The sequence below is a fragment of the Plesiocystis pacifica SIR-1 genome, from assembly GCF_000170895.1.
Taxonomy (GTDB): domain Bacteria; phylum Myxococcota_A; class Polyangia; order Nannocystales; family Nannocystaceae; genus Plesiocystis; species Plesiocystis pacifica.
This window is the reverse complement of the sequence record NZ_ABCS01000001.1, coordinates 39,204-63,113: the sequence shown is the minus strand read 5'-3', so window position 1 is coordinate 63,113 and position 23,910 is coordinate 39,204. Positions and strand designations below refer to the sequence as shown.

The window sequence follows — 23,910 nt, the reverse complement described above, 5'->3', positions numbered from 1 at the left end:
CGGCGGTAGAGGCAGATCAGCGCCGCCCGGACCCGCTCCCGGGGCTGAGCTCCCGCAGCGCCCGCTCGGCGAGGGCGAGGGGGAAGCGATGGGCGACGAGCAGCTGGGCCGCGCGGTCGAGGCCGTGGTCCTCGGCGAGGCGCTCGAGCAAGCTGCGCGCGTCGAGCCAGTTGCTCGCGCCCTGGGCGATCACGCCGATGGCCTCGTCGCGGCGCAATTCGACGACCCCAGAGTCGGGCGCGAGCTCGCCGAGCAAGACCCTCGAGAGCGTGGTCTTGCCGCTGCCGTTGGGGCCGGTGAGCGCGACTCGCCGACGCCCGAGCTCGACGTCGAGGCCCGCGAACAACGCTCGGCCGTCGCGGCGAAGCGACAGGCCAGACGCGGTGATCATGGGCTGCCCCGAGTCCGGCGGGAGCTCGGCGACGAGGGCGTCGAGGGGCAGCTCGACCCGCAGCGCCCGCCGCATCGCCCGGGTCCAGCCGCGCGAGCCCGCGATTCGCTGCGCGCGGATCTTGGCGACCCGGGCCTGACTCTCCTGGGCGTAGCTGCGCTTTTTGTTGAGGCGCGAGCGCGGGGTCCCGCGGCCGAGCTCGTGGATCCGACCGAGGTTCTTCTTGCGCGCGCGCCGTTGGTTGATCTGCCGGTTGCGGCGCTCGTCGTGGTCGAGCCTGGCGAGGCCCTCGACGTAGCGCTGCTCTCGGCGCAGGGCCTCGCGCTCGAGCGTCGCGGCGACCGCCTCGAAGCGCCCGGGCAAGTAGCGACAGCCCGACTCGGCGACGACGAAGAAGTGCCTGAACTCGGCGAGCAGGCGCGGGCTGTGGGACGCGACCAGCAGCGCGTGGGGCCAGCGCGCGAGGCTTCGCCCCAACCACGCGAGCCCGCGGGCGTCGAGGTCCTGGGTCGGCTCGTCGAGCAGCAAGAGCTCGGGGGCCTCGACGAAGGCGCACAGCAGCGCGAGCTTGCGCAGCTCACCGCGGCTGAGCGCGGGGCGCTCGAGCAGCTCGGGGAGCGGCGGCAGGCCGGCCCGCGCGCGGTGACCCTCGAGCGCGGCCTGCCGTCGAGGGTCGTCGGCGATGGCCTCGACCAGGGCCGTCGCCCGCTCGCGGGTATCCCGAGCGTCGAGCTGCTGACCGACGAGGCGCAGCTCGCCCCGGGTCACGACCCGACCGGCCGCGCGCTCTCGCCGACCGGCGATCAGCTCGAGCAGGCTCGACTTGCCCGCGCCGTTGCGACCGATGAGCGCGACCCGGTCGCCCCCGGCGATCATCGCGGTCAGGCCACGAATCAGCGGCCGCCCGCTCGGCGTGTCGAGGTCGAGCTCGCGCAGCTCGACGAGGACGGGCGCGGTGTGCTGGGCAATGGCGGTCATCCCTCGAGCACCTGTCCGGCCGCGACGATCGCGGCCACGTGGTGGGCGGGCCCGTCGATGTCGACGACCAGACCCTCGGCGATGGCTTCACTCGAGAGCAGCCGGCAGTGGGCGTAGACGGCCGAGATGGCCTCGCTCGCGGCGTAGGGCAGGCGCACCCGGGCCCGCCGATGGTGGGGACGCGCCGCGTCGATCAACGCCGCGCGCACGCTCGCGACCGCGTCCTCGTCGTGGGCGCTCAGGGCCCAGTGAGCGTGGCCCTGAGCGCAAGCCTCGAGCACCGCGGGCCGCGGTCGCTCGGCCGGCGCGAGCTTGTCGAGCTTGTTGAACACGTAGACCCGCGCGAGCGCCCCCGCCCCGAGGCGCTCGAGCAAGGCGTGGGTCGTGTCGAGGTGCATGTCCCACTCGGGGTCGGAGAGGTCGACGACGACGCAGACCACGGAGGCCTCGCGGATCTCGGCCAGGGTCGTCTCGAAGCTCGCCAGCAGGCGCTGCGGGAGTCGCCGAATGAAGCCGACCGTGTCGCTGATGATGACGTCCCCGCCGTGACGGGTCAGGCTCCGCGTGGTCGTGTCGAGGGTCTCGAAGGGCATGTCCCGGGCCGAGAGCTCGGCCTGGGTCAGCGCGTTCATCAGCGAGGTCTTGCCGGCGTTGGTGTAGCCGACCAACGCGACGCGCCCGCAGCTGGCTCGCCCCTCGCGCTGGCGCTGCCCCGCTCGCTCGAGCCGCGCGACCTGGCGACGCAGCTCGGCGAGGCGCCCGTCGATCCGCCGCGCCAGCAGCTCCGACGCCGTCTCGCCCGGTCCGCGCGCCGTCATCAAGCCGCCGGCCTGCTGATCCATGTCGAGGCCGATGCCGCGAATGCGCGGCCGGAGGTACTCGAGCTGGGCGATCTCGACTTGAATCCTGGCCGTGCGCGTCTTGGCGTGGCGCAGGAACACGTTGAGGATCACGGCCTCGCGGTCGCAGACCGAAAAGCCCGTCACGTCCTCGAGGTTGCGCGTTTGCGAGGGGCTGAGCTCGGCGTCGATGACGAGCATGTCGGCCCCCGCCGCCCGGGCTCGCTCGGCGATCGCCGCGGCCGTGCCCGAGCCGAGGTAGGTGCGCGGATCGGGCTTGGCCCGTCGACACAGCTCGTAGCCCACGATCGCGTCGCCCTGGGCGCCGACGAGCGCGACGAGCTCGGCCAGCTGGGCCTCGGCGCTGCGCTCCTCGTAGGCCTCCCAGTCACCGACCGCCACGACCCAGGCGTGGTTGGGTTCGCCCAGGCCGGGCTTGGCGGGGCCGGACTCGCCGGACTTCGCCGTCCAGCGGGCGATCAGCTGGTCGAGGGCGCCATCATCGGCGAGGGGTGCTTCGTTGTGCTCTTCAATGGAATCGGAGTGGAATTTCATGACGACTTCCAAGTCCCGCCTCGTGCGGTTCACGAGGCGATTGGGGGTGCGGATAAACGAGCTCGAAGGACGTCTCAGCGGCGAACAGCACCGGCTCGGGCTGCTCCCGGGACATCAGTCGGGCGTCGATTCAGACGGACCGTGCTCGAACGAGCGGACTATTGGAAGTACGTGTACATCGCTTGACGACGTGGGCCGAGCCTAGCCCCAGTCGTCCACGCGTGCAAGCGCAGCTTGCCGAGCTCAACCCGCGGGCGGGGCGTCTCGGGCCTCGGCGGTGAACCACGACGCCGAGCCCCGGGCGAGGGTCTCGAGCAGGATGCGCTCTCGCTCGACGTCGAGGCCCAAGGCCGCGCCCGAGCTGGCGACGGCGAGGACCTGCTCGAACAAGCCGTGCTCGGTCCGCCGGAGCACGGGGTGGGTCGCGTCGAAGAACAGCCCCTCCCCTTCGCCGCGGACCAGGGCCTGGCCCGAGCCTCGCCCGACGTCGACGCGCACGTTCAGGCTGCGCGCGAGCGCGGGCGCCCCCTTGGCGACGCTGCTCAGGACTCCGCGCAGGTGAGCCTCGAGGTCCTCGAACTCCGAAGGCGTGGCTGGGGACGCCGGCTCCGTCGACGCTGGGGTCTCGCCCTCGACGGCGAGCCCCTCGGTCGACGCCGGCTCGCCCTGGTCCTCGAGCTCCCCCCAGTCGAAGTCCAGCTCGTCCAGCTCGTCCAGCTCGGCCAGCTCGATCTCATCGACGTCCTCGAGGGCGACGAGCAGCGCCCCCGAGCTCGCCGCGTGGGCGTCCTCGACCGCCTCGGGCTCCTCGACCACCTCGACCTCGACCACCTCGGTCAAGCGCGCGCGCACGGCCGAGAGCGTCGGATCGACCTTCTCGAACAGCTCGCCGAAGTCCTCGAAGTCCGCGAACAAAGCGGCCAGCTCCTCGAGCTCACTGTCCTCGTCGTCGTCCTCGACGACCTCGAGCTCCACGCTCGTCTCGACCTCCAGATCCAGGAGCTCGGCGAACTCCAGCTCGGCGCTGGGGTCCAGCTCGAGGTCCAGCTCTTCGAGCAACGAAGCGAACGAACGCGGGCCCTCCCACTCGGCCTCGGCCTCGGCCTGGGAGCGCGGCGAGGGCGAGACGAACAGACCGTCGACGTGGACCAGCACCTCGCCAAAGAGCGCGCGCAGATCAGTGAGCTCGGCGACGTGGGCGTGCAACCGGCGGGTCCGCGCGGGGTTGGTCCGGCCGGGGCCGTAGAGCAGCTTGCCGTCGGCCTCGGCCCAGGCCATGAGCTCGACGAGAGACACCAACCGGTAGAGGGTGCCGTCGCCCTCGCGCCCCTCTCCGGGCCCCTGGGTGGTCCAGAACAAGGCCAGGTTCTCGATGTTCGGGGGCATGGCCGTGTCCCGCTCGACGGATCGGGCGAGGCAGTGGATCAGCGCTCGCCGCAACCAGTTGTGGTGGGGCGTTCGCGCCACGAGGGCCTGGGTCTCGGCCCGGGGACGCCGGCTCCAGTTGCGCACGCTGTGACCCAACCATTGCCGAGCCGCCTGGGTCACGGCTGCCTCGACCTCGGCCAGCGCCCGACACGGCGCGGCGACCTGCCAGCTCGCGTCGCCCATGAGCGCGGGGTGCTCGACGGCGGCCATCAGCGGGCCAAAGCCCAGGTCCACGCGGCACTGGCCCAGGGCTCGCTGGTGGCGCAAGAGCACGACGGTGACGCGGTCCGAGTCCGGCGCTTCGACCCTGCTCTCGTGGGCCGGCCACAGCAAGCCCGAGCAGTTCCGGGCGCGGATGACGATGCACCCTCCGGTCTTTCCGTGGGCCTCGGCGACGCCCGTCGGGGTCATGGCCGGGCGGGCGCGGTGGGCCGCGAAGGCCTTGCGCTCTTCGAGCTCCTCGACGTGGGACACGAGCGCGTGCTCGCCAAGCAACGCGCCGAGCACCTCGACCTCCTGGGGCGAGAGCGACAAGACCCCGCGCAGGGCCCCCTCGTCCCCGGCCAGTCGACCCTGGCGAGCGTAGACGTAGGGCAAGCGCTGCTCGTGAAGCAGCCGCGTGCGCAGCTGCTGGAGGCTCAACCAACCCCCGGAGTACGCGGCGAACATCGGGAAGGACGCGATGGCGTGCACGCTCGACCGGGGGTTGCTCAAGGTCAGGCGCTCGACCATGGCCTTGGACCACAGCGCCCCGGCGCGGGCCATGTCGGAATCGGAGAAGCCCCAGGCCTTGATCAGCTTGGTCCACCCGGCGCGGGACAGGCAGGCCAGCAGCCACTCCCGGCAGCGGCGCAGGCCGTAGCCCCGGCTGTGCTTCACGGCCGGGACGAAGAGCGGGCCCATGGCGGCGAACAGCTCGATCAGCGCGCGCAGCAGGTGCTCGTCAGCCACCACCCCCGAGTAGTTGGGCCAGGGCGTGAACTCGGACTCCGCGACGATCCACAAGTTCTGGATGCCCAGCTCGAGCTCCACCCGGCACAGGCAGCGGCCCTCGCGGTTGAGCCACACCTTGGCCGCCGCCGAGCCCACGCCCAGCTGCGGCGGCGCGAACTGGACGCCCAGCTCCCCGCGCAGGGCCATGCTCGCGCCCAGATCCACGCGCAGGCGGCTGCGCTGGATCCCCCCGCTGGCGTCCGGGAGCCGCGGCGCCATCGCCCGCTTGCGCCAACGATCGTAGCCCTCGCGGATCCGCCGACGGCGGATCAGATCGGTCTCCGCCGAGCCCAGCCGGCCACCAAAGATGCGCTGGAGCTGGGGCAGGTCCTCGCGGCGCTTGAGGTAGAGGATCGGCTCGGGGCCTGGGTCCAGGTCGGGGTAGCGCTGGGTCACGAAGCGCACCTGGGCCGCGCGAGCGAGCTGCGCCAGGTCGACGCGTCGCTCCTCCTGCCCGCACGCGCGCCGCCAGTAGACCCGAGCGGCCAGCGCCTGGATCCGCGCGTCGTTGCGCAGCGCCGGGAGGGTGACGCTGGCCAGCAGGGTCCGGCGAAAGGCCAGCGACGCGGCCTCGGTCTGGGAGTAGCGGCTGTACTCGAGGGCCTCGAAGTCCTTGGCGATGAGCCGCGCGAGCAGGGTCTCGAGCAGGGCCGGGACCTGCGCCACGGACCCCCGGGCGACGGCCGCCATCAGCCCGTTGTCGAGGAAGCGCGCCTGGGACACGTCGAGCTCGAAGCGGTCGGCGTCGACGAGCACGAGCAGGCCTGGGGGGGCCCCGCGGAGGGTGTGCCCCGCGAGCCACACCCCGTTCTTGACCAGCAACATCCGCGCGGAGTCGTCGGTCGTGAGGATCAGGCTCCCGCGCAGCACGTGGCCGGTGTCGCCGAGGCGCACGGGCTCGAGGATGCTGCGCGCGAAGCCGGGGGCGAGCTGCCTGCCGTCGGCGATGGCGCGCCCGTCGAGGGTGATCGGCACCGGCGAGTAGGCGACCCGGTCGCGCAGCAGCACCTCGATGGGCAGGCGACCCAGGCGATCGGCGAGCACGTCCGCGAGCATGGCGACGGTCGCCCGCCGCTTGACGTGGATCCGCGTGTGGTCCCGGGGCGGGTCCAGGGTCTCGAGCGCCGCCTGCCCGCCCGCCTCGACCTCCGCCCGATCCCACCGCGCCCGCGTGGCGCCGCTCTCGACGAGCACGTAGCTGGTCTCCGGGCCGAGGGCCGCGTTGACGCCGATCGCCAGCTTGCGCGCCCCGGCCAGCCCCGGCGCGCTGCCGGCCGCGAACAGCGAGGCGAACAGCCCGCTCAGCTCTCGCCGGGTGAAGGCCTCGCCGTCGAACTCGGCGATCATGTCGTCGGCGTCGATGGTGAAGTCGATGCAGCTCGCCCCGCGCAGGACCGCGGCCTGGACCAGCTCGAGGACGTAGCGGTCCGGGTCCTCGAGGGCGAAGCGCTGCATCTTCGAGCGCGCGTGGGCCTCGTCGATGGTGAAGCGGCCCGAGCTGCGCGCGCCACCGTCGGCGCGCAGCGAGTCGACCAGCCCCAGGATCGCCTTCGATGCCGGCCCTTCGCTCACCCCTCGATGATAGTCGATGCCGGCCCCTTGCACCGCGGGCTTCGGGGCGGGAGGCTCTGGGCCGTGTGCACGATCATCGTCCTGCGCGATCGGGTCCCGGGGCGGCCCCTCGTCGTCGCGGCCAACCGCGACGAGCTGCTCCAGCGACCGTCCTCCGGGCCGACCCTCCTCGATCCGGCCCTCGGCGTGGTCGGGGGACGAGACGCCGTCGCGGGCGGGACCTGGATGGGCCTGACGCCCTCGGGGTGGTTCGTGGGCGTCACCAACCAGCGCATCTTCGGGGCCCCCGATCCCGCCAAGGCCTCGCGCGGCCAGGTCGTGCTCGAGACCCTGCGCGCCGGAGCCCGCGGGGGCGCCGAGGCAGCCCACGCCTACCTGCGCGGCATCGAGGCCTCGGACTACAACCCCTTCAACCTGCTGTTCGGTGACGCCGAGGGCCTGTGGGTCGCCTACGGCCGGGACACCCTCGCCATCGAGGCGGTCCCCCCTGGGGTCCACGTGCTGCCCAACGACACCCTCGACTCTCCGGCCTTCCCCAAGGTCGAGCGCATCCACGCCGGGCTCCGCGGCGTCGAGCCGAGCTGGGCGCCGACCCGCGCCCGCCTCGTCGAGCTCCTCGGCGACGACCAGCCCCCAGCCCAGCTCCCGCCCGAGCCCCGCTCCCAGCTGACCGAGGCGACCCGCGCGGCCATGCACGCCGTGTGGGTCCGGCTGCCGGCCTACGGCACCTGCTCGAGCAGCCTCATCGCCCTGCGCGAGGGCGGCGTGGCCGACTACGCCTTCGCCGACGGGCCTCCGGGGACGCCCTTCGTCGACTATCGCGGGCTCCTGGCGGAGCGCTAGGGAGAGGCCCCCGCTATTGCAGGCCGCGGCGAGCGAACTCGCGGCGCAGCTTGTTGAGCGCGCGCTGCTGCAGCTGGCGGATGCGCTCGCGGGACAGCTGGTGCATCTCGCCGAGCTCGCGCAGGGTCATGGCCTCGAACTCCTCGCCCGCGACGCCCAGGCCGTAGCGCCGACGCAGGATGTCGGCCTCGATGGGCTCGAGGGCGGACATCGCCTCGCGCAGGTGCTCGCTCATGTCCTCGAGCTCGACCATGTCGGCCAGCCGCGGCGCGCTCGAGTCCTCGAGGCGATCGAGCAGCCCGCGGGAGTCGTCGTCGCTGCTCGGCGCGTCGAGGCTCACGGGGTTGTGCAGGCTGAGCTTGCTGAGCTTGCGGACCCGGGTCTTGCTCAGCCCGGTCTCCTTGGCCAGCTCGTCGACGCTCGGCGACTCGCCGGTGCGCGTCTCGAGCTCGCGGGTCGCCCGTTGGATGCGCTGGATGTCCGCGGACACGTGCGCGGGCAGGCGCACCGTCCGGCCCTTGTTGGCCAGCGCGCGGTTGATCGAGTGCCGGATCCACCACGTCGCGTAGGTCGAGAAGCGATAGCCGCGCTTGCCGTCGAAGCGATCGACGGCCTTCATCAAGCCGATGTTGCCCTCCTGGATGAGGTCGGACAGGGGCATCAGGCGCTGGTCGTAGCGCCGGGCGATGGTCACGACCAGGCGCAGGTTGGCCTGCACGAACTCGTTCTTGGCCCAGCACAGGGCCTGGTGGGCGCTGCGGGCCCGCTGCACGTAGCGCGCGAAGGGCCGGCTGCCGCGGGGCGGGTAGGTGATGCTCAGGCGGACGACGTCGCGGCGGTTGGCCTCGATGGCCTGCAGGTCCACGGACACCAGCTCGCCGTACTTGCCGTCGCGGTCGATGCCCGCCATGCGCCGCGCCAGGGTCTCGCGGGACTGATCGAAGATCTCCCGGTTGCCCTTGGTCTCGCGGTCGCGGTAGGCCCGGGAGCGCACGCGCAGATCGTCGAGCTCCGCCTTGGGCAGGTCCTCGACCTCGTCGCGGACGAGCGCCTCTTCGACCAGGTCGGCGATGGCTCCGGCGAAGGGCGGATAGCACAGCAGCGCCTTCCAATAGCGGACGCGGCAGTCGGCGATCTTGGCCGCCTGAGCCTGCTCCTGCTCCGCGGTCATCACGTCGACCTTGGACAGCTCTCCCAGGTAGACCCGCACGGTCGTGCGCGCCTTCGCAGCGCTGGCGTCTCGCTGCTTCCTCACTACCTGGCTACTCGTCGTCGTCTGCATGGCTGGACCTCCTTGGTTCATCGCCCTTCCCTGGGCTCACGTGCTGGACTCACGCGCTTGCGTTGTTCAGTGTCAGCACATTTTTACGCTAACAGTGGACAACATCAAAATGCAATACGTATTACATATTTTCAAGTGGCTAATAAAATGGCCTATAGGATCCTAAAAACTACGTTCAAAACTCGATGAGCGTTTCTCTATGAACCAATTGCAAACGGCGCCAGCTCTTGCCAGCGCCGTCCTTTTGGCCACGCGTTCTACGCATCCCCGGGGAGGGATCCTCCCCTCGAGGACAGCGCCACGTGCGCTCCGCTACTGCGGGTTGGCCTGACAGGCCTGCACGATCACGTCGACCGCCCCCTGGAAGAAGGGCACGTAGTTGTCCTCGCAGCTGCCCCCGTGCAGGCCCTGGGTCCCGAACATCTCGATGAACTCGACCCAGTGGTCGCCGGCGCCCGGGGTGAACGAGCAGTTGTTGTCCTCGCCCGGGGTCAGGCCGAGCACGACGACCCGATCGGTGTCGCCGTTCTTGGCCGCGACCACGGCGTCGAAGGCCTGCTGCGGCGTGTTGACCTCGTTGTTGTCGTCGTCGTCGGAGATGAAGGTGACGACCAAGATGGCGTCGTCACGGAGGAAGCCGTCGTTGCAGCCGCCCGGGGCGTTGAGGGGGTCGCTGACCGCCTGCACGATGGCGTCGAGGGGGCGCTCGGCGGGGAAGCCCGCGAGGCCCACGCGAGCCATGCACTCGAAGGTGCTGGCCTTGTCGGGCTCGTCCTCGAGGATGTAGCGCTTGCCGCCGAAGGGATCGCAGAACATGTTGCTCGAGCCCTGGCCCGAGGGCGTGTCCACGCCCGCGCCGAGGGTCGCGTCGCACTCCTCGAGCTCCATGGTGCAGGCGAAGGAGTCGGGCCCCTCGCACAGCTCGTTGAGGCTGTCCGGGTTGGCGCAGTTGCCCGGGGTGCACCAGCCGAGCAGGTCCGTGTCGGTGATCAGGATGTGGTCGTCGGTGTCGAGGGTGTTCTCGATGGCGTCGATGAAGCCGGGGAAGGCCGCGGTCAGGGCGTCCTGCTCGGGCAGCATGGAGATCGAGTTGTCGATCACGAACAGGAAGTCGACCTTGTCGCAGAAGTCTTCGCCCTCGGTCGTGGTCGTGTCTCCGTTGGTCGTCGAGCTCTCCCCGTCCATGTCCGTCTCCCCGTCCATGTCCGTCGAGCTCTCCCCGTCCATGTCCGTCGAGCTCTCCCCGTCCATGTCCGTCGAGCTCTCCCCGTCCATGTCCGTCGAGCTCTCTCCGTCCATGTCCGTCGAGCCCTCGCCCATGTCCGTCGAGCCGTCCATGTCCGTCGAGCTGCCCTGGTCCATGTCGCCGGCCTCACCCGCGGTGGTGCTGCCCTGCTCGCCGGCTTCGTCGTTGCCGGTGCCGCTCTCCTCCGTCGCCATCTCGGCGTTGGAATCGGAGGCGTCGGCGTTCCCGTCATCCCCACAAGCGATGGGCAATAGAAGCAAGCCAAGGCCCATGATTTTCAGTCGAGTCGTCACGGCAATGAAGGTAGTCCCAGCCGTCTCTCAATGCAGCTGACACATCGATCAATTCAGCGACAAAGTCGAAGGCGGGTGCCCAACCATCGATGGGCATTGTGCTCCAATTGGCGTTTGAGGCCACTTCGGTCGGGATCTCGGCCGCCCAGAAGATCAGTCGACGATGCGCGCGAAAGCTCGCGAGCGAGACTGCGCCTTGGGTTAGCCTGCCTCCCATGCTCGTCTCCGAGAGAGCCGCTTTCCTCGCCGCGGTCCTACCCGTCATCGCCTGTCACACGCAAACGACGGTTTGTCCCGACGCTGCCCCCGAGCAGGCAGCCGACGGGCCGGCCGTCCCCGCGACCGCGGCCCCGAGCGATGCCGCCCCGCGGTTGCTGAGCACCACCTACGATCCCGCGAGCGATCCCCGAAATGACCCGGAGACGGGCTGGGATTTCGTCGATCGTCGCGATCCCCTCGACCCCGCCGCGCGAAAGCGCGAGCCCTTCACCATCGACACCCTCTACGCGCTGCGCAGCGTCGGCGCCCCGCAGTGGTCCCCGGACGGCGAGCGCATCCTGTTCACGGCGACGCGCTACGACCTGGCCGCCGGCGAGCAGAACACGGACATCTACCTGGTCCACGCCGACGGCACGGGCCTGCGCGCCATGACCCGCTTCGAGGGCAGCGACGGCTCCCCGCGCTGGCTCCCCGACGGGCGCAGCTTCGTGTTCGTCTCGACGCGCTCGGACGCCGACAGCGAGGGCGCGCAGCTGTGGCGCATGGCCATCGACGGGGGCGAGCCCGAGCGGCTGACCGGCGTGTCCACGGGCGTGGGCTCGCCGGAGGTCTCCCCCGACGGCGCGCGCGTGGCCTTCGTGACCACGGTCTTCCCCGAGCACGGCGACGACGATCTGGCCAACGCCGAGGCGGGCACGGCCCTGGCCGAGAACCCCATCCAGGCGCACATCGCCGACGACCTGCTCTACCGCCACTGGACCGCCTACGCCGACCTCCAGCGCAGCCACATCTTCGTGCTCGAGCTCGAGTCCGGCGCGGTCGCGGACGTCACCCCCGGCGACTTCGACTCCCCCGCCTTCGGGGGCAGCTTCGCCTTCTCCCCCGACGGCAAGGAGCTGTGCTTCGAGAGCAACCGCGACCCCAACAACGCGCAGTCGTGGACGACCAACAAGGATCTCTTCGTCGTCCCCCTGGTCGCTGAACAGGCCGGCCCGCGCGGGGCCGCGGCCCTCGCCAAGGCCTGGGCCGAGCCGCTCAACATCACCGACGCCAACGAGGCCTACGACGGCGCCCCGGCCTACTCCCCCGACGGGCGCTACATCGCCTTTCGCCGCCAGGCCATCCCGGCCTACGAGTCCGACCGCGCGCGCCTGGCCGTCTACGACCGCGAGCGCGGGGAGACCACGGTGCTGACCGAGGGCTTCGACAACTGGGTCACGGACCTGGCCTGGGCCCCCGACAGCGCCAGCGTGATCTTCGAGGCCGACGTCGAGGGCCGCACGCCCCTGTTCCGGGTCGAGCGAGCAGGCGGCGCGATCACCAAGCTCGCCCTGCCTGCGGTGCGCAGCTGGGACGTGGGCCCCGCGGGCGCCCTCGCCTTCACCCACTCGGGCATCGGCACCCCCGTCGAGCTCTACACCGCCGACGCCCAGGGCCGCCGCGGCCGGCGGCTCACGGGCTTCAACGACGCCATCGTCGAGCGCGTCGACATGCGCCCCGCCGAGGAGCTGTGGATCGAGTCCAAGGACGGCCGCAAGGTCCACACCTGGCTCGTCAAGCCCCACGGCTTCGACCCCAAGAAGACCTACCCGCTCATCGTCAACGTCCACGGCGGGCCGCAGTCCCAGTGGCAAGACAGCTTCCGCGGCGACTGGCAGGTCTACCCCGGGTCCGGCTACGTGCTCGCCTTCCCCAACCCCACGGGCTCCTCGGGCTACGGCCAGGACTACACCGCGGCGATCTCCAAGGACTGGGGCGGGGCCGTGTTCGAGGACGTGATGGCCGTGGTCGAGCACCTCGCCGCCGAGCCCTACGTCGACGACAAACGCGTCGGCGCCATGGGCTGGTCCTACGGCGGCTACATGATGAACTGGCTGCTCGGGCACACCGATCGCTTCGCGGCCATCGCCTCGATGATGGGCATCTACGAGCTCGACTCCTTCTACGGCGCGACCGAAGAGCTGTGGTTCCCGGAGTGGGACCTGGGCGGCCCGGCCTGGGAGAACCCCGAGGCCTACGCCGAGTGGTCGCCCTCGACCTACGCCGACAAATTCGTCACGCCCACGCTGATCGTCACCGGCGAGCTCGACTACCGCGTGCCCTACACCCAGAGCCTGCAGCTGTTCACGGCCCTGCGCCGCAAGGACGTGCCCGCGCGGCTGATCGTGTTCCCCAACGACGGCCACTGGCCCAGCCACGTGCGCTCGATGCCGCTGTACTACGCGGCCCACCTCGACTGGTTCCACCGCTACCTCGGCGGCGAGCCCTCGCCCTACGACCCCGAGGCCCTGGTCCGCGGGACGGCCTTCGAAGAGACCGTCACACCCTGACCCTTACTCGGGGACCGGAGCCGCCGCCTCGTCCTCGTCCTCGTCCTCGCCGAAGTTGGGATCGAAGGCCTCGGCGAGGGCGGGGCAGGTCCAGCCCTCGCCGGCGACCTCCTGGAGCAGCGGCATGCGTTGCTCCGCAGGCGCGTTGCCGATGGCCTCGAGGGCCTTTTTGACCTTCAGGTTCCGCGGCCGAAAGCGCTTGGCGATCAGCTGGGACTTGAGGTCATCGGGGATCGACTCGTCGGCCATGACCTCCCCCGCGACATCGCACATGCGGTCGAGCTCCCCGCGCGCCGAGCAGGCCATCAACGAGCCACACACCAAAACCAGGACCACCGACGAAGCGCGACGCATCGCGCCCATCATACCGGATACCGGACTCAGCGCGCGCCCAGGTCCTCGGTCCGCACGCGGCTGAGTGAAAAGCGAATCGGCGTGCCGTCCTCGAGGTCCTCGGCGAGGTTGCCGTCGTAGACCCGCGAGGCCCGCTCGAGGGCGGCGACCTCCTCCATGGGCAGCACGCCGTCCATGAACTCGCAAGCCGGCGCCCGGTGGCTGCCCTCGGGCTTGGTGCCCCAGCAGGGCAAGCCGGCGTACCAGTACAGGCAATCGGGCGGAGACTCGATGGCCGCGCGCACCGCCTCGGGCAAGGCCGCGGCCGCGTCGGCGCCTTCGAAGCCGTCGTCGCCGTCCGCGGCCATGGGGATGGTCAGCACGGTCCAGCGTTGGCTCCGCACGCCCGCGTCCATGTAGGCCCCGACCCGCTCAAAGCGGACGTCCTCGGTGTCGCCGATGTACTCGATGACCGTGCACGCCTCGGGGATGCGCTCGCGCTGCTCGTGGACGAACAGGAACTCCTGGGTGTCGTTGAAGTCGACCGCGCGGATGAAGCCCAGGTGGATCAGCGGCGAGGCCAGGGCGTAGGCGACGAGCCCGACGACCAGCCCGCGCTCGAGCTTGGCGGTGATCACCACGCGGCCGGCGACGGCCTCCCCCGACTCGCGCCGGGCCTTCAGCCAGCGCAGCGCGGCCTCGAAGCCGCAGGCGACGAGCAGCATGTAGGGCACGACGAGGTGCAGGTGGTAGCGGGCCTGCATGTAGGGCGAGCGCGGGATCACGTAGGCGTGGGCCACGAGGAAGCCGAGCAGCCACAGCACGAGGAACAGGAACAGGCGCGCCCGACCTCGGCGCCACAGATCGACGGCCCCGAGCACCGCCAGCGCCGTGAACCCCGGGGGCGTGAAGCTCGGGTTGAGCAGGGCGTTCATGCGCGGGCTGAAGATGACCTCCACGGCCCCGCGCAGGGTCTCGAGGCTCAGGCCCTCGCTGACCTGCTGGCCGAAGTCCGCGAGCAGCCAGGGCACGCCCAGGCCGAAGGTGATCCCGGTGATCAGCACGAAGGCCAGGGCCGCGCGCAGGCGATCGACGGGGGGCTTTTCGCCCTCGAGGCCGCCGTCGACGAAGGCCGTGGCCACGAGCAGCGGGTAGTACATGATGTTCAGCGGCCGGACCTGAAACATCAGCGCGAGCGGGAAGCCGACGATCGCCAGGGCGATCCACGCCCACGCCGCCGAGCGCTCGCGGGTCGCCGCGTGGACCAGGGTGAAGACCAGCGAGCTGACGGTGATCGAGGGGATGAAGGCCGCGTCCGAGTGGGAAAAGCGCAGGTGCAGGGGCAAGACCCCGACGACCACCGCGACCACGAGCGCCGCGCGGTGATCGTCGAGCAGGTAGCGGGCGTGGACGTAGACGGCCAGGGGCGCGAGGCAGGCCAGCACGAGGGTGCTGGTCAGCACGGTCTCGGTCATCCACAGCGCGCCCTCGTGGGCCATGGCCAGGACCGGGCCCTCGTAGAGCAGCCGCGCGGACACCAAAAAGCGCGAGTAGGGCCAGGGCGCGAGGGCGACGGCCGGGCTCAGCCACACCCGCAGCAGCGCCCCCCCGAGCACCGCCCCACACAGCGCCGCGACCACCCACCGCGGCGCGCCCGCGAGCTTGCGCGCGACCAGGGCGAGCAGGCTCAAGGTCAGCAGGCTGATGAGCACCACCCCGTCGGTGAGCAGCTGGACGAGCCGGCGCCGGGACGAGCCGCGCAACACCTCGCCCTCGCCCTCGGCGTAGACCATGTCGCGGGCCCAAAACTCCCCCGCGTCGTTGGCCGCGACGGCGCGCTCGAGCGCGTCGATGGCCGCCTGGCTCCCCGGCGGAACCTGGGTAGCGGACACGGCAAAGCCCGGGAGCGCCCGGGATCCGAGAGGTCCGTAGTCCGGGTGATCGAGGCGCAGCTCGGCGTACACGGGCTCCGCGTCCTGGCCGTTCGCCTCGGACGCTGGCGGTCCCTCGATCCACACGTGGATGGTCCCCGCGTCGACCGAAAACGAGTGCAGGGTCCAACCATCGCTCAGGGAATCGCCGAGCTCGTGGGGCTGAAACAAGGCCAGGATCTCGGCCTCCCGCCCCGGCGCGATCACCGGGATGCCCGCCCGACACACCAGCGGGAACAGCAGCATCAGCGCCAGCGCGAGGGCGGCCAAGACGACGCGCGCGGGCTCCCGGGCGAAGCGGACCGTGCAGGCACCTAGAGGCACCGCGGGAGCATAACGCAGCCCGGGCCGAGGTCTCGTCATTGGCCCCTGCGCGGGCTCCCGTACAGGCGTAGAGACCTCCCCGATCGGCGCAGGCTCACGGCGATCGCAGCGGCCACGCGCGCTCCCCAGCGCTATCCTGGGGCTTGGACGTGTCCGACCTCGACCCGAGCAAACGAGAGCTGCTGGAGTCCGTTCCAGTCGACTACCCGACCGAGCGCCTGCGCTTCTCGGGCCCCCGCGGTGACGCGCGTCACCACCTCGACCGCGAGACCCTGGTCGAGCGCCTGCGCGCCCTCCCGCGGGCGCCCACGGAGCTCGGGACCCTCGACCACATCGTCGCGCGCACGCCAGAGCACGAGCGCGTGTCCCTGCACACCGCCCACCTCGGCGTCACCACGGGGCTCGAGGGCGACCGCTGGGCCACCGAGCCCAAGTACGGCCGCGAGTACCAGCTGGCGACGACGCGCACCGACTTCGCACGGACGATCGCCAACGGCCAGCCCCACGAGCTCCACGGCGACAACCTGTTCGTCTCCCTCGATCTGTCGAAGGCGAACCTGCCCGTGGGCAGCGCCGTGCGCATGGGCGAGGTCCTGCTCGAGGTCACGCCCAAGCCCCACAACGGCTGCAAGAAGTGGGTGCAGCGCTTTGGCCTCGCCGCCATGCGCCTGAACCTCGACCCCGCCTTCGCCGAGCAGCACCTGCGCGGGATCTATTTTTGCGTGGTCGAGGAGGGCACGGTCCGCGTCGGCGACCCCGTCCGAGTCGTCCGCCGCGGCCCCGAGCCCTGAGAGTCCGTCAAAGCACGTCGGCGCCCAGTTGGGTCAGCTGGCTCGAGCTGCCGCCGACGGCGACCCGGCAGTTCGGGCCCGGCGTCATCGAGCGCGCGATCCCGTCGAAGAGCGGGTGGACCTCGATGAGCTCGAGATCGGCCGAGTAGCGCCGCAGCACGCGGTTGCCGGACAGCCACCCTGCGGTGAGGATGTCGCGGCCGTCGAGCAGCCCCACGGCCCCGATGCTGCCCGGGAAGTACACATGAGCCAGCTCTGCGCCCTCCGGGGACAGCTCGTAGATACCGCCCGCGCCGTCGAACACGGCGAAGATCCTGCCCTGGTCGTCGACCAGGGGGCCGCCGCCGAAGCCCATCTCGCCGCTGAGCTCCGTCTCCCACATGAGGTTGCCGGTGTTGTCGAAGCGCGCCACCCAGGTGTCGTTGTAGCCGGGCTGGACGTCCCACCCCGACACGATGATGTCGTCGGTGGTCGGGTCGATGGCGACGCCGCTGGGGGCGACGGCGTAGATGCCCTCCTCGGTGAGGGGGCCGCCGAGGATCGGCGAGACCGGCTGGCCCTCGGGGCTGAGGATGACCATCCACATGTAGTCGTCGACCCAGTGCTCGCCGACGACCACGATGTTGCCCGAGGCCGTGCGCGCGAGGTCGCGGATCGCCATGCCCCACTCGATGGTCGGATGGGTCCAGGTCCACTCGTCCGCGAGCGCGGCGGACAGGCCCGTGACGAAGGCCTCGTCGCCGACGCTGCTGCCCCAGACGTAGCCGCCGTCTGGCTCGGCCAGGGCCCCGATCTTGAGCCCGTCCAGGTCGACGTCGACGGGTCGGGTGGCCGACAGCTCGACGCCTCCGTCGGGGTCGATGACCACCAGCGCGGCGGTGTCGATGTCGACCGTCACCCCGAACATGCCGCCGTTGGGGCGGCGATCGAGGCCTCCGAGGTTGCCAAAGTCTGGACCCACGGCGGTGCTCGCGGGGTCCCACTCGAAGCTCAGCGGGCCGCAGCCGATGAATTCCTCGTTGCCCTCGGTGTCCGAGTTCCCCGTCTCCCCCCAGCCGCCGCCGTCCGTGGTGTCTCCGAAGGTCTCGCTCTCCGTGGTGTCGTCGCCGGTGTCGAAGGGGCCGTCGTCGAAGGTGTCGAGGGGGTCGTCGTCGCGCGTGTCGAACACGCCCTCTTCGGTCTCGTCTGTCTCTTCAGTGTCCGTGTCCGTGTCCGTGTCTGTGTCTGTGTCTGACTCCGTCGTCGACTCCGACTCCGACTCCGTCGTCGACTCCGACTCCGACTCCGATTCAGTCGACTCCGACTCCGACTCCGATTCAGTCGACTCCGACTCCGACTCCGACTCAGTCGACTCCGACTCCGACCCCGTCGTCGAGTCCCCAGCCGTATCGGAGTCCTCGGTCCCGATCTCATCCCCGGCCGGCAGCGCGTCGTCTACGCACCCCGCTCCCAAAATCGACACCGAAAACACCGCGATGGAAACGCCTCTGGTCCGCACCTCGATCCAGTGCCACGAGCCGGCGCCCTCGATCACGAATGGGCAGAAAAAATGGTTTTCTGCCCACCGCTTTTGTCCCGAGCCAACCGCGCTCGGGACTCTCTCGCCCCGCTCAGTTTCCCAGGCGCAGCTCGCCCTCGGCCGAGGCCGAGCCGTCGCCAGACTCGACGCTGCCCGAAGCGGAGGACCGGCTTCCGTCGCGCCGCTGCTCGCGCTTGCGGCGGTCGTAGGCCTCGAAGTCCTCGGGCTTCTCGCCTTCTTTGGTGATCTCGACGTGGTCGCCGATGACCACCTCGCGCGTCGACTCGGTCACCACCGTCAGCGCGCTCTCGCCTTCGATCTGCAGGACCAGCAGGGTCGCCAGGACCCGGCGGGGGTGGCCCTCGTCGTAGGGCTGGTGGAGGCGGTGGTCCGGGGTGTAGGCGTCGCCCTTTTGCACGACCTCGAGCACGTTGCCGCGGCGGATGCCATCGGCGGCACCCAGGTTGACGATCACGAACTGGGACTCGCCGTTGATCGACAGGTCGCGGATGGTCTCGACGACCAGGCCGTTGGTCGAGACCTCGTTGGGGCTGGGCTCGACCCGCACGAAGCGGGTCTTGAGCTCGCCGACCCGCTGGCCACGCTCGACGGGGCGCACGCTCTCGACCACCGTCGCCTCGGCCGACTTGTCGGCGACCGTCTCGACGTAGATCTCACCGACGACCTCGACGAGCCAGCCGATGCGCTGGCCCTGGCTCTGGCGCTGCTTTTTGCCCTTGACCTTGATGTCGAAGACCGGCTTCTTCTTGCGGTAGACGCTCAGCCGCTCGCCGGCGATGGGCGGGTTGCTCTCGTCGTAGCCGACGTAGGCCGTGTCCGCGGTCGCCATCATGACCTTGGCGTCGGCCCCCCCGACGATCTCCATGGACTTGTTGAGCTCGTCCTCGTCGATGAAGGCGTAGCGCTCGAGCAGGTAGGTCTCGCCCACCCGCGAGCGCGGGTCGTAGGTGTCGGCGTAGGCGAGGCTGGGGCTGTCCTCGGGCCCCTGGTCGGCGTAGGGGTCGGTCAGCCGGATGCGGTCGCCGGGGAAGATCCAGTGCGCGTTGGTGATGTGCGCGTTGTAGGACCAGATCTTCGGCCACAGGTACATGTCGCCGTAGTAGTAGGCGCAGATGGCCGAGAGCGTGTCGCCCTCTTGGACGATGTGGTACTCGGGAACGCCGTCGCTCCACCCCGAGCTCACGCCGTAGTCGACGATGTCGTAGCCGAGCTGGTCGCCGGTCCCGGTCGGGCCGTAGGTCTGATCGACCGCGCGCGAGTTGTTCTGGTCGAGCAGGCCCGGGGCGCCAGAGGTGCTCGGGTCGTAGGTCGCGCCAGCGGGCGGCGAGAACACGCCGCCGCCCTGGACGCCTCCTCCGCCTCCTCGCGCGCCTCCGCCCTGGTCCGCCGGCGGCCCGGCGTGGGCGAAGGGGGAGCTCGCCGCGAGGGCAGCGAGGGCGATGAGGGCCAGGGGCGTCAGGCGAGTCGGAGTCGAGATCGAAGCCATGGTCAGTCTCCTCAGAGGTCAGCCAGCTTGCGCTTGGCGATCTTGCTGGCGGCCGCCCGGGGGTAGGCGGCGATCAGCTGGGTGAGCACGTCTCGGGCGTTGTCGGCGTCCCCGAGCCGGCCGTAGCACAGGCCGATCTTGAGCAGCGCGTCGGGGGCCTTGTTGCCGCCGCCGTAGCGCTCGACCACCGCCGTGAAGGCCTTGAGGGCGTCGGCGTAGTGGGCCTGGTCGTAGGCCGACTCGCCCTGCCAGTACAGCGCGTTGTCGGCGTAGTCGTCGTTGGGGTGGGCGCGGACGATGGCCGCGAAGGCCTTCTCGGCCTCGGCGTAGCGTCCGTCCTTGTAGACGGCCATCGCCGCCTCGTAGGCCTTGGCGGCCTTGCTGCGCTTGCCCTTGCTCGGGCGCGTCACGGTCTTGGGCTGGGCCTTGGTCGCCTCGACCAGGCGGCTCCCGAGCAGGCGGTAGCTCGCGGGCTCGGCCGAAGGATCCGCCGCGGGCCCGGGCGCCGACGCGTCGGCGGCCGTGGTGGTCTCTTCGTAGCCGCGCGCGTCGACGTAGTAGTTGCTCTCGGCGAGGTGCTCGGGCACGCCGCTGTGCGGCACGGGGGACAGGGCGATGGAGCCCGAGGGGCGCGTCGCCTGGACCGGCCGCGGGCCCTGGCCGGCGGGGCGGCTGTCGATCGATCGCTCCCGCGGGGTCAGCTTGACCACCGGAAGCTCACGGGGCCCACCGTCCGCGCCGGACCCTGGTACGGTCTCGGCCACGGTGTAGGTCTCGGCGTTTGGCTCGATGGGCGTGACGGCCACGGACGCCCAGTCATCGTCCTGCTCGAGCATGCGGACCCGCTCTTCGATGTTGTTCAAGCGCGTGCGCAAGGCCGCGTTCTCCCGGCGCAGGGAAGCCACCTCGGACTCGCTCGCCGCCTCGGCCCCCGGCGCCTCCGTGGCGGCCTTGCCCTGCGCGCCCGCGCAGCCAACGGCCAATAGCGGGACCAGAGCGAGTAAAACGACCACGCGACGAGCCCCGCTCGCGAGTGGGGTCGGGGGGGCCTGGGGTCGACGTTGCTGAACCGGCATGCAGGTCTCCAGCGGCGCACGGGCGCCGGTGGACAACAGGCTAGCAAGGCGACCGCGCGTGCAGAAAAAACCCGCGCTCGGGAGGGCCGCGAGCCCCCGTGGCTTGGGCTTGGGGCCATGGACCCGTTCGACTTCGAAGTCGCTGGGGCAAGTGGCGGGGGCTCCGCCGGTGATTCTGAGGTTCGCGCGCGTGGGCATCCGCCTCGACAAGGGCGCGCCGGCTTGGGTAGCTTGATCGCGCACGGGGTGAATCCACCCCACCATCCACCGTCCACGATCGCCGACATGTCCCGCGTCCTGACCACCGCCCTCCCCGCTCTCGCCCTCTTCCTGTCGACCCTCGTCCTGCCAACGAGCGCCTCGGCTGCCGACAGCGTCGGGTCCAAGGGCACCATCGAGTTCCTCGAGACCTTCTCGCCCTCGTCGGATACGTACAGCAAGTACCACGGCCGCATCTACGTGAAGTCCGGGAGCAAACAGGTCGAGTACCGCTGGGGCGGCACGGCTTGCGGGACCAAGACCATCACCGAGCAGCAGGTGGAGCTCCTCTACCGGGGCATGCGCGCCAACAAGGTCCGCATCACCCCCTCCTACAAGAGCGGCCAGGGCGGCAAGCGCTGCCTCGTCGGCTTCAAGCTCGAGGAGGAGAAGAAGAAGGGCAAGAACCCCCCGACCTGAGCTCTGCTCTACCCCCACAGGCATCTGAGGACCGGGGGCGCTTCGTCGCTATCCGCTCCTCCGCTATGGCTTGGTGGGCAATGGGGTTCGTGCCTTCGAGAAGGCTGGTGGTCGCCCCCGCGAGCGGGGGCGCGGATTCGTTGACAGCCCCTGAGCCCGCGCTCGACCCGAGACGACAAAGCACGCTCCATCGAGCGTGCTTTCGTCGTTTGAGTGGTCTCGGTCTGCTTCAAGCCCGGGCGGGGGAGCGGAACGGGCTGCCCCCCTCGCCGCGGACCAGGGCGCGCCTGTGCCCGCGCAGCTGTCGGTTGAGCGAGTTCCAGCGCTTGATGTCCGCCTGGATGCCCAGGTCGCCGCTGAGCTCGCGCTGGACCAGGCTCTGGCGGCGACGGGCGATGGCCTCGCCCACGCGCACGCCCAGGCTCGAGCCGCCGATCAGCAGGCAAGCGATCAACACCGTCAAGATGAGCCCGCCGACGACGGGCATCTCGACGCCGCCCGCCACCCACGAAAAGCACTTGAACATGATCCACACGGCCGTGAAGCCGCCCAGGCCCGTGGCCAGTCGCCGCGCACGCTCGACGGTGCGCTCGCCCATCTCGGCCACGGTCCGCTCTCGCTGCGAGTGGGCGCCGGACACCGCCCGGATGCGCAGGCGGCCCCCTCGGTCTTCGCAGGCCAGCACCACCTCCCCGCGAAACTCCCCGCGGCGCACGGTGAGCAGGACCTCGCCCTCGGTCACGGCCTGGGTCTGGGTACGGTAGCCGAGCTGGCGCGGGAACAGCTGGGCCCACACGCCCTCGACGTCCTCGACCATGGCACCGTAGTCGTCGCGCACGCGGTCGGGGACACAGCCAGGCCGTGACACCACCCAAGCGACCTTGCGCACGCCATCCACTCTTTCAACCTAAGCCCATTCGGCGCTCGCGTCCACCGCATCAGCGCGGCGCCTTCGACCTGATAGGGTGCAAAGGTGCGAGCTCTCCCGACCGCCGCCGAGGTCGATCACCAGGCCGAGGCGCGCGCGGCTCGGTGGATCCGCCGCGTCCTCGCCTTTGCCCGGGGCCCCCTCGCCGAGCTCGCGCCCGCGAGCGAGCTGGAGCCGGCCGCGCTCGCGCGGTGCTGGCGAGGGGCCGCCCTCGAGATCGGCGCCCGGGTCGTGCTCTCGAGCGTCCGCGAGGGCCTGGTCCCGGGCGAGCGCGAGCCCGCGTCGGTGCGCTGGCACGATCCGGCCCTCGGCGCCCCCTTGGTCCTGCCTCTGCGTCGGTGGGGCGCCTTTGGCCTCGACCTCCCCGAGCTGTCCGGCGCCCTCGACCCTCGCCTGCTCGACCCCGCGGGGCTCATCGCCCTGCCCTGCGCCCGGGCAGACTGCGGACCGGGAGATCTCGCCCGCGTTCGCGCCGAGCTCGACGACAGCGTCGACAAGCTCGCGTGGGCGCGCCTGGCCCAGCGGCTCCGCCCCGCCCTCGCCCAGCGCTCGCCCGAGGACCCGCGCGTGCGCGACCCCGAGCACCTCGTCACCGACGGGCACCCCTGGCATCCCATGACCCGGACGCGCGTGGGCCTGGGCGCCGCGGCCAACCTCCGCCACGCCCCCGAGCTCCTCGGCCGCGCCTGGATATCCACGGTCGAGGTCGCGGCGAGCGAGGTCCAGCGCGCGGGCACCTGGGACGCCCTCGCCGTGCGCTGCTTTGGGGCGCCCCGAGACCCCGGCTGGGTGCGCATCCCCGTCCACCCGACGCAGCGCCGGCTCCTGCCCCGGCTGTTCCCCGAGCTCGTCGCCCGCGGGGCGCTGCGGACCGCCGACGGTCGCCCCTTCCGCGCGCCCCCAGACCCCAGCCAGGCCCTCGCCGTGCGCTCCCTGCTGAGCCTGCGGACCGTGACCCTGGAAGACCGCGCGCTCCCCTTCCACCTCAAGCTCGCCACCAACATCCACACGACCTCGGCCAAGCGCGTGGTCTCGGCCATGAGCGTGACCAACGGGCCCCGGGTCAGCGCCCTGCTCGAGCGCATCCAGGCCCAGGACCCAAAGACCCAGAGCCTCGAGATCATGGTCGAGCCCGCGGCCGCCGGCCTCGACCCCGCGCGCCACTCGAGGGCCTCCTCCCTCGGCGCCATCCTGCGCCGGGCGCCGTCTCGCTCCGATGGCGCCCAGGCCTGGGTGTGCGCCGCCGTGGCCGAGCCCTGGCCCCTCGACCCCAGCCAGCGGGTCCTCGAGCGCCTCGCCTCGGGCTACCCCGGCGACGCCAAGGCGCGACTCCGAGCCCTCCTCGGCGACTGGATCGCCCTGCTCGTCCCCCCCTGCCTGCGCCTTCTCACGGTCCACGGCGTGGCCCTCGAGGTGCACCTGCAAAACACCCTCGCCCGCGTCGCCCAGGGCCGCCTGGTCGGCTTCGCCGTCCGCGACCTCGGGGGCATCCGCATCCACACCCCGCGCCTGACCCGAGCTGGCCACACGCTCAGCCTCGCCCCGGAGTCCTTCATCTGGACCGACGACCTGCCCGAGGTCCGCGGCAAGCTCGAACATACTCTGTTCCACGCCCACCTCACCCACGTGTTCGCCGTCGCCGAGGCGCTGAGCGTGCCCGCGGGCGAGAGCTGGGCCCGAACCCGGACGGTCGTCGAGGGCTGCCTGACCCGCTGGGGCGGGGAGCGGGCCCGGGAGGACCTCGAGGCCATGCTCGCGCCCACGGTCCGGGCAAAGGCACTACTGAGCATGCGCTTGCGCGAGCGCAGCAGCGACTACGACTATACCCGAGTCGACAACCCCCTGTCCGCGTGA

Annotated in this window: 16 protein-coding genes; 5 read left to right on the top strand and 11 right to left on the bottom strand. The window is 71.2% G+C overall.

Annotation, left to right across the window (positions count from 1 at the left end):
- Positions 1 to 16: 16 nt before the first annotated feature.
- From PPSIR1_RS00220 to PPSIR1_RS00210, 3 genes are all read right to left on the bottom strand, one after another.
- A complete protein-coding gene (locus tag PPSIR1_RS00220) occupies positions 17 to 1,369 on the bottom strand; it encodes an ATP-binding cassette domain-containing protein (RefSeq protein WP_006968935.1) in 1,353 nt (450 codons plus the stop codon).
- The gene (hflX, locus tag PPSIR1_RS00215; RefSeq protein WP_006968934.1) at positions 1,366 to 2,763 is read right to left on the bottom strand and encodes a GTPase HflX; all 1,398 of its coding nucleotides are present in this window, start codon (positions 2,761 to 2,763) and stop codon (positions 1,366 to 1,368) included. The genes PPSIR1_RS00220 and hflX overlap by 4 nt, the downstream gene beginning before the upstream one ends.
- A gap of 243 nt (positions 2,764 to 3,006) precedes the next feature.
- Positions 3,007 to 6,756, bottom strand: a complete 3,750-nt coding sequence (locus PPSIR1_RS00210; RefSeq protein WP_006968933.1) for a hypothetical protein — start codon at positions 6,754 to 6,756, stop codon at positions 3,007 to 3,009.
- A gap of 63 nt (positions 6,757 to 6,819) precedes the next feature.
- Between PPSIR1_RS00210 and PPSIR1_RS00205 the strand changes: the two genes are divergently transcribed.
- The gene (locus tag PPSIR1_RS00205) at positions 6,820 to 7,599 is read left to right on the top strand and encodes an NRDE family protein (RefSeq protein ID WP_006968932.1); all 780 of its coding nucleotides are present in this window, start codon (positions 6,820 to 6,822) and stop codon (positions 7,597 to 7,599) included.
- 13 nt (positions 7,600 to 7,612) lie between these two features.
- Here the strand turns inward: PPSIR1_RS00205 and PPSIR1_RS41445 are convergent, their stop codons facing one another.
- Together PPSIR1_RS41445 and PPSIR1_RS47220 are read right to left on the bottom strand one after the other, a co-directional pair.
- Positions 7,613 to 8,854, bottom strand: a complete 1,242-nt coding sequence (locus PPSIR1_RS41445; protein WP_232296406.1) for a sigma-70 family RNA polymerase sigma factor — start codon at positions 8,852 to 8,854, stop codon at positions 7,613 to 7,615.
- Between the two features lie 339 nt (positions 8,855 to 9,193).
- Positions 9,194 to 10,321, bottom strand: a complete 1,128-nt coding sequence (locus PPSIR1_RS47220; RefSeq protein WP_157595052.1) for a hypothetical protein — start codon at positions 10,319 to 10,321, stop codon at positions 9,194 to 9,196.
- A 470-nt stretch (positions 10,322 to 10,791) separates the two neighbouring features.
- On the opposite strand from PPSIR1_RS47220, the gene PPSIR1_RS00190 reads away from it, so the two are divergent.
- Positions 10,792 to 12,969 carry an alpha/beta hydrolase family protein gene (locus tag PPSIR1_RS00190; protein ID WP_006968929.1) on the top strand — a complete coding sequence of 726 codons (2,178 nt, stop codon included), beginning with the start codon at positions 10,792 to 10,794 and terminating at the stop codon, positions 12,967 to 12,969.
- Between the two features lie 3 nt (positions 12,970 to 12,972).
- Here the strand turns inward: PPSIR1_RS00190 and PPSIR1_RS00185 are convergent, their stop codons facing one another.
- Complete coding sequence (locus tag PPSIR1_RS00185; protein ID WP_157595051.1) at positions 12,973 to 13,323, bottom strand: hypothetical protein; 351 nt, start codon at positions 13,321 to 13,323, stop codon at positions 12,973 to 12,975.
- A gap of 26 nt (positions 13,324 to 13,349) precedes the next feature.
- Complete coding sequence (locus PPSIR1_RS00180; RefSeq protein WP_157595050.1) at positions 13,350 to 15,557, bottom strand: hypothetical protein; 2,208 nt, start codon at positions 15,555 to 15,557, stop codon at positions 13,350 to 13,352.
- A 149-nt stretch (positions 15,558 to 15,706) separates the two neighbouring features.
- Between PPSIR1_RS00180 and PPSIR1_RS41440 the strand changes: the two genes are divergently transcribed.
- Positions 15,707 to 16,348 (top strand): MOSC domain-containing protein, encoded by a 642-nt coding sequence (locus tag PPSIR1_RS41440; RefSeq protein ID WP_157595049.1) that lies wholly within the window; start codon positions 15,707 to 15,709, stop codon positions 16,346 to 16,348.
- 7 nt (positions 16,349 to 16,355) lie between these two features.
- On the opposite strand, the gene PPSIR1_RS49005 is transcribed toward PPSIR1_RS41440, so the two are convergent.
- From PPSIR1_RS49005 to ybgF, 3 genes are all read right to left on the bottom strand, one after another.
- Positions 16,356 to 17,810: a hypothetical protein gene (locus PPSIR1_RS49005; protein ID WP_198154422.1), complete on the bottom strand. Its 1,455-nt coding sequence runs from the start codon at positions 17,808 to 17,810 to the stop codon at positions 16,356 to 16,358.
- A gap of 148 nt (positions 17,811 to 17,958) precedes the next feature.
- The gene (locus PPSIR1_RS00165) at positions 17,959 to 19,374 is read right to left on the bottom strand and encodes a LysM peptidoglycan-binding domain-containing protein (protein ID WP_006968924.1); all 1,416 of its coding nucleotides are present in this window, start codon (positions 19,372 to 19,374) and stop codon (positions 17,959 to 17,961) included.
- An 11-nt stretch (positions 19,375 to 19,385) separates the two neighbouring features.
- On the bottom strand, positions 19,386 to 20,387 hold the full coding sequence (ybgF, locus tag PPSIR1_RS41435) for a tol-pal system protein YbgF (protein WP_157595048.1): 1,002 nt from the start codon (positions 20,385 to 20,387) through the stop codon (positions 19,386 to 19,388).
- Between the two features lie 348 nt (positions 20,388 to 20,735).
- Between ybgF and PPSIR1_RS00155 the strand changes: the two genes are divergently transcribed.
- Positions 20,736 to 21,128: a cupin domain-containing protein gene (locus tag PPSIR1_RS00155; protein ID WP_006968922.1), complete on the top strand. Its 393-nt coding sequence runs from the start codon at positions 20,736 to 20,738 to the stop codon at positions 21,126 to 21,128.
- Positions 21,129 to 21,357: 229 nt separating this feature from the next.
- On the opposite strand, the gene PPSIR1_RS00150 is transcribed toward PPSIR1_RS00155, so the two are convergent.
- On the bottom strand, positions 21,358 to 22,017 hold the full coding sequence (locus tag PPSIR1_RS00150) for a hypothetical protein (RefSeq protein ID WP_157595047.1): 660 nt from the start codon (positions 22,015 to 22,017) through the stop codon (positions 21,358 to 21,360).
- 84 nt (positions 22,018 to 22,101) lie between these two features.
- Here PPSIR1_RS00150 and PPSIR1_RS00145 point away from each other — a divergent pair, with 84 nt between their 5' ends.
- Positions 22,102 to 23,910 carry an IucA/IucC family protein gene (locus tag PPSIR1_RS00145; RefSeq protein WP_006968920.1) on the top strand — a complete coding sequence of 603 codons (1,809 nt, stop codon included), beginning with the start codon at positions 22,102 to 22,104 and terminating at the stop codon, positions 23,908 to 23,910.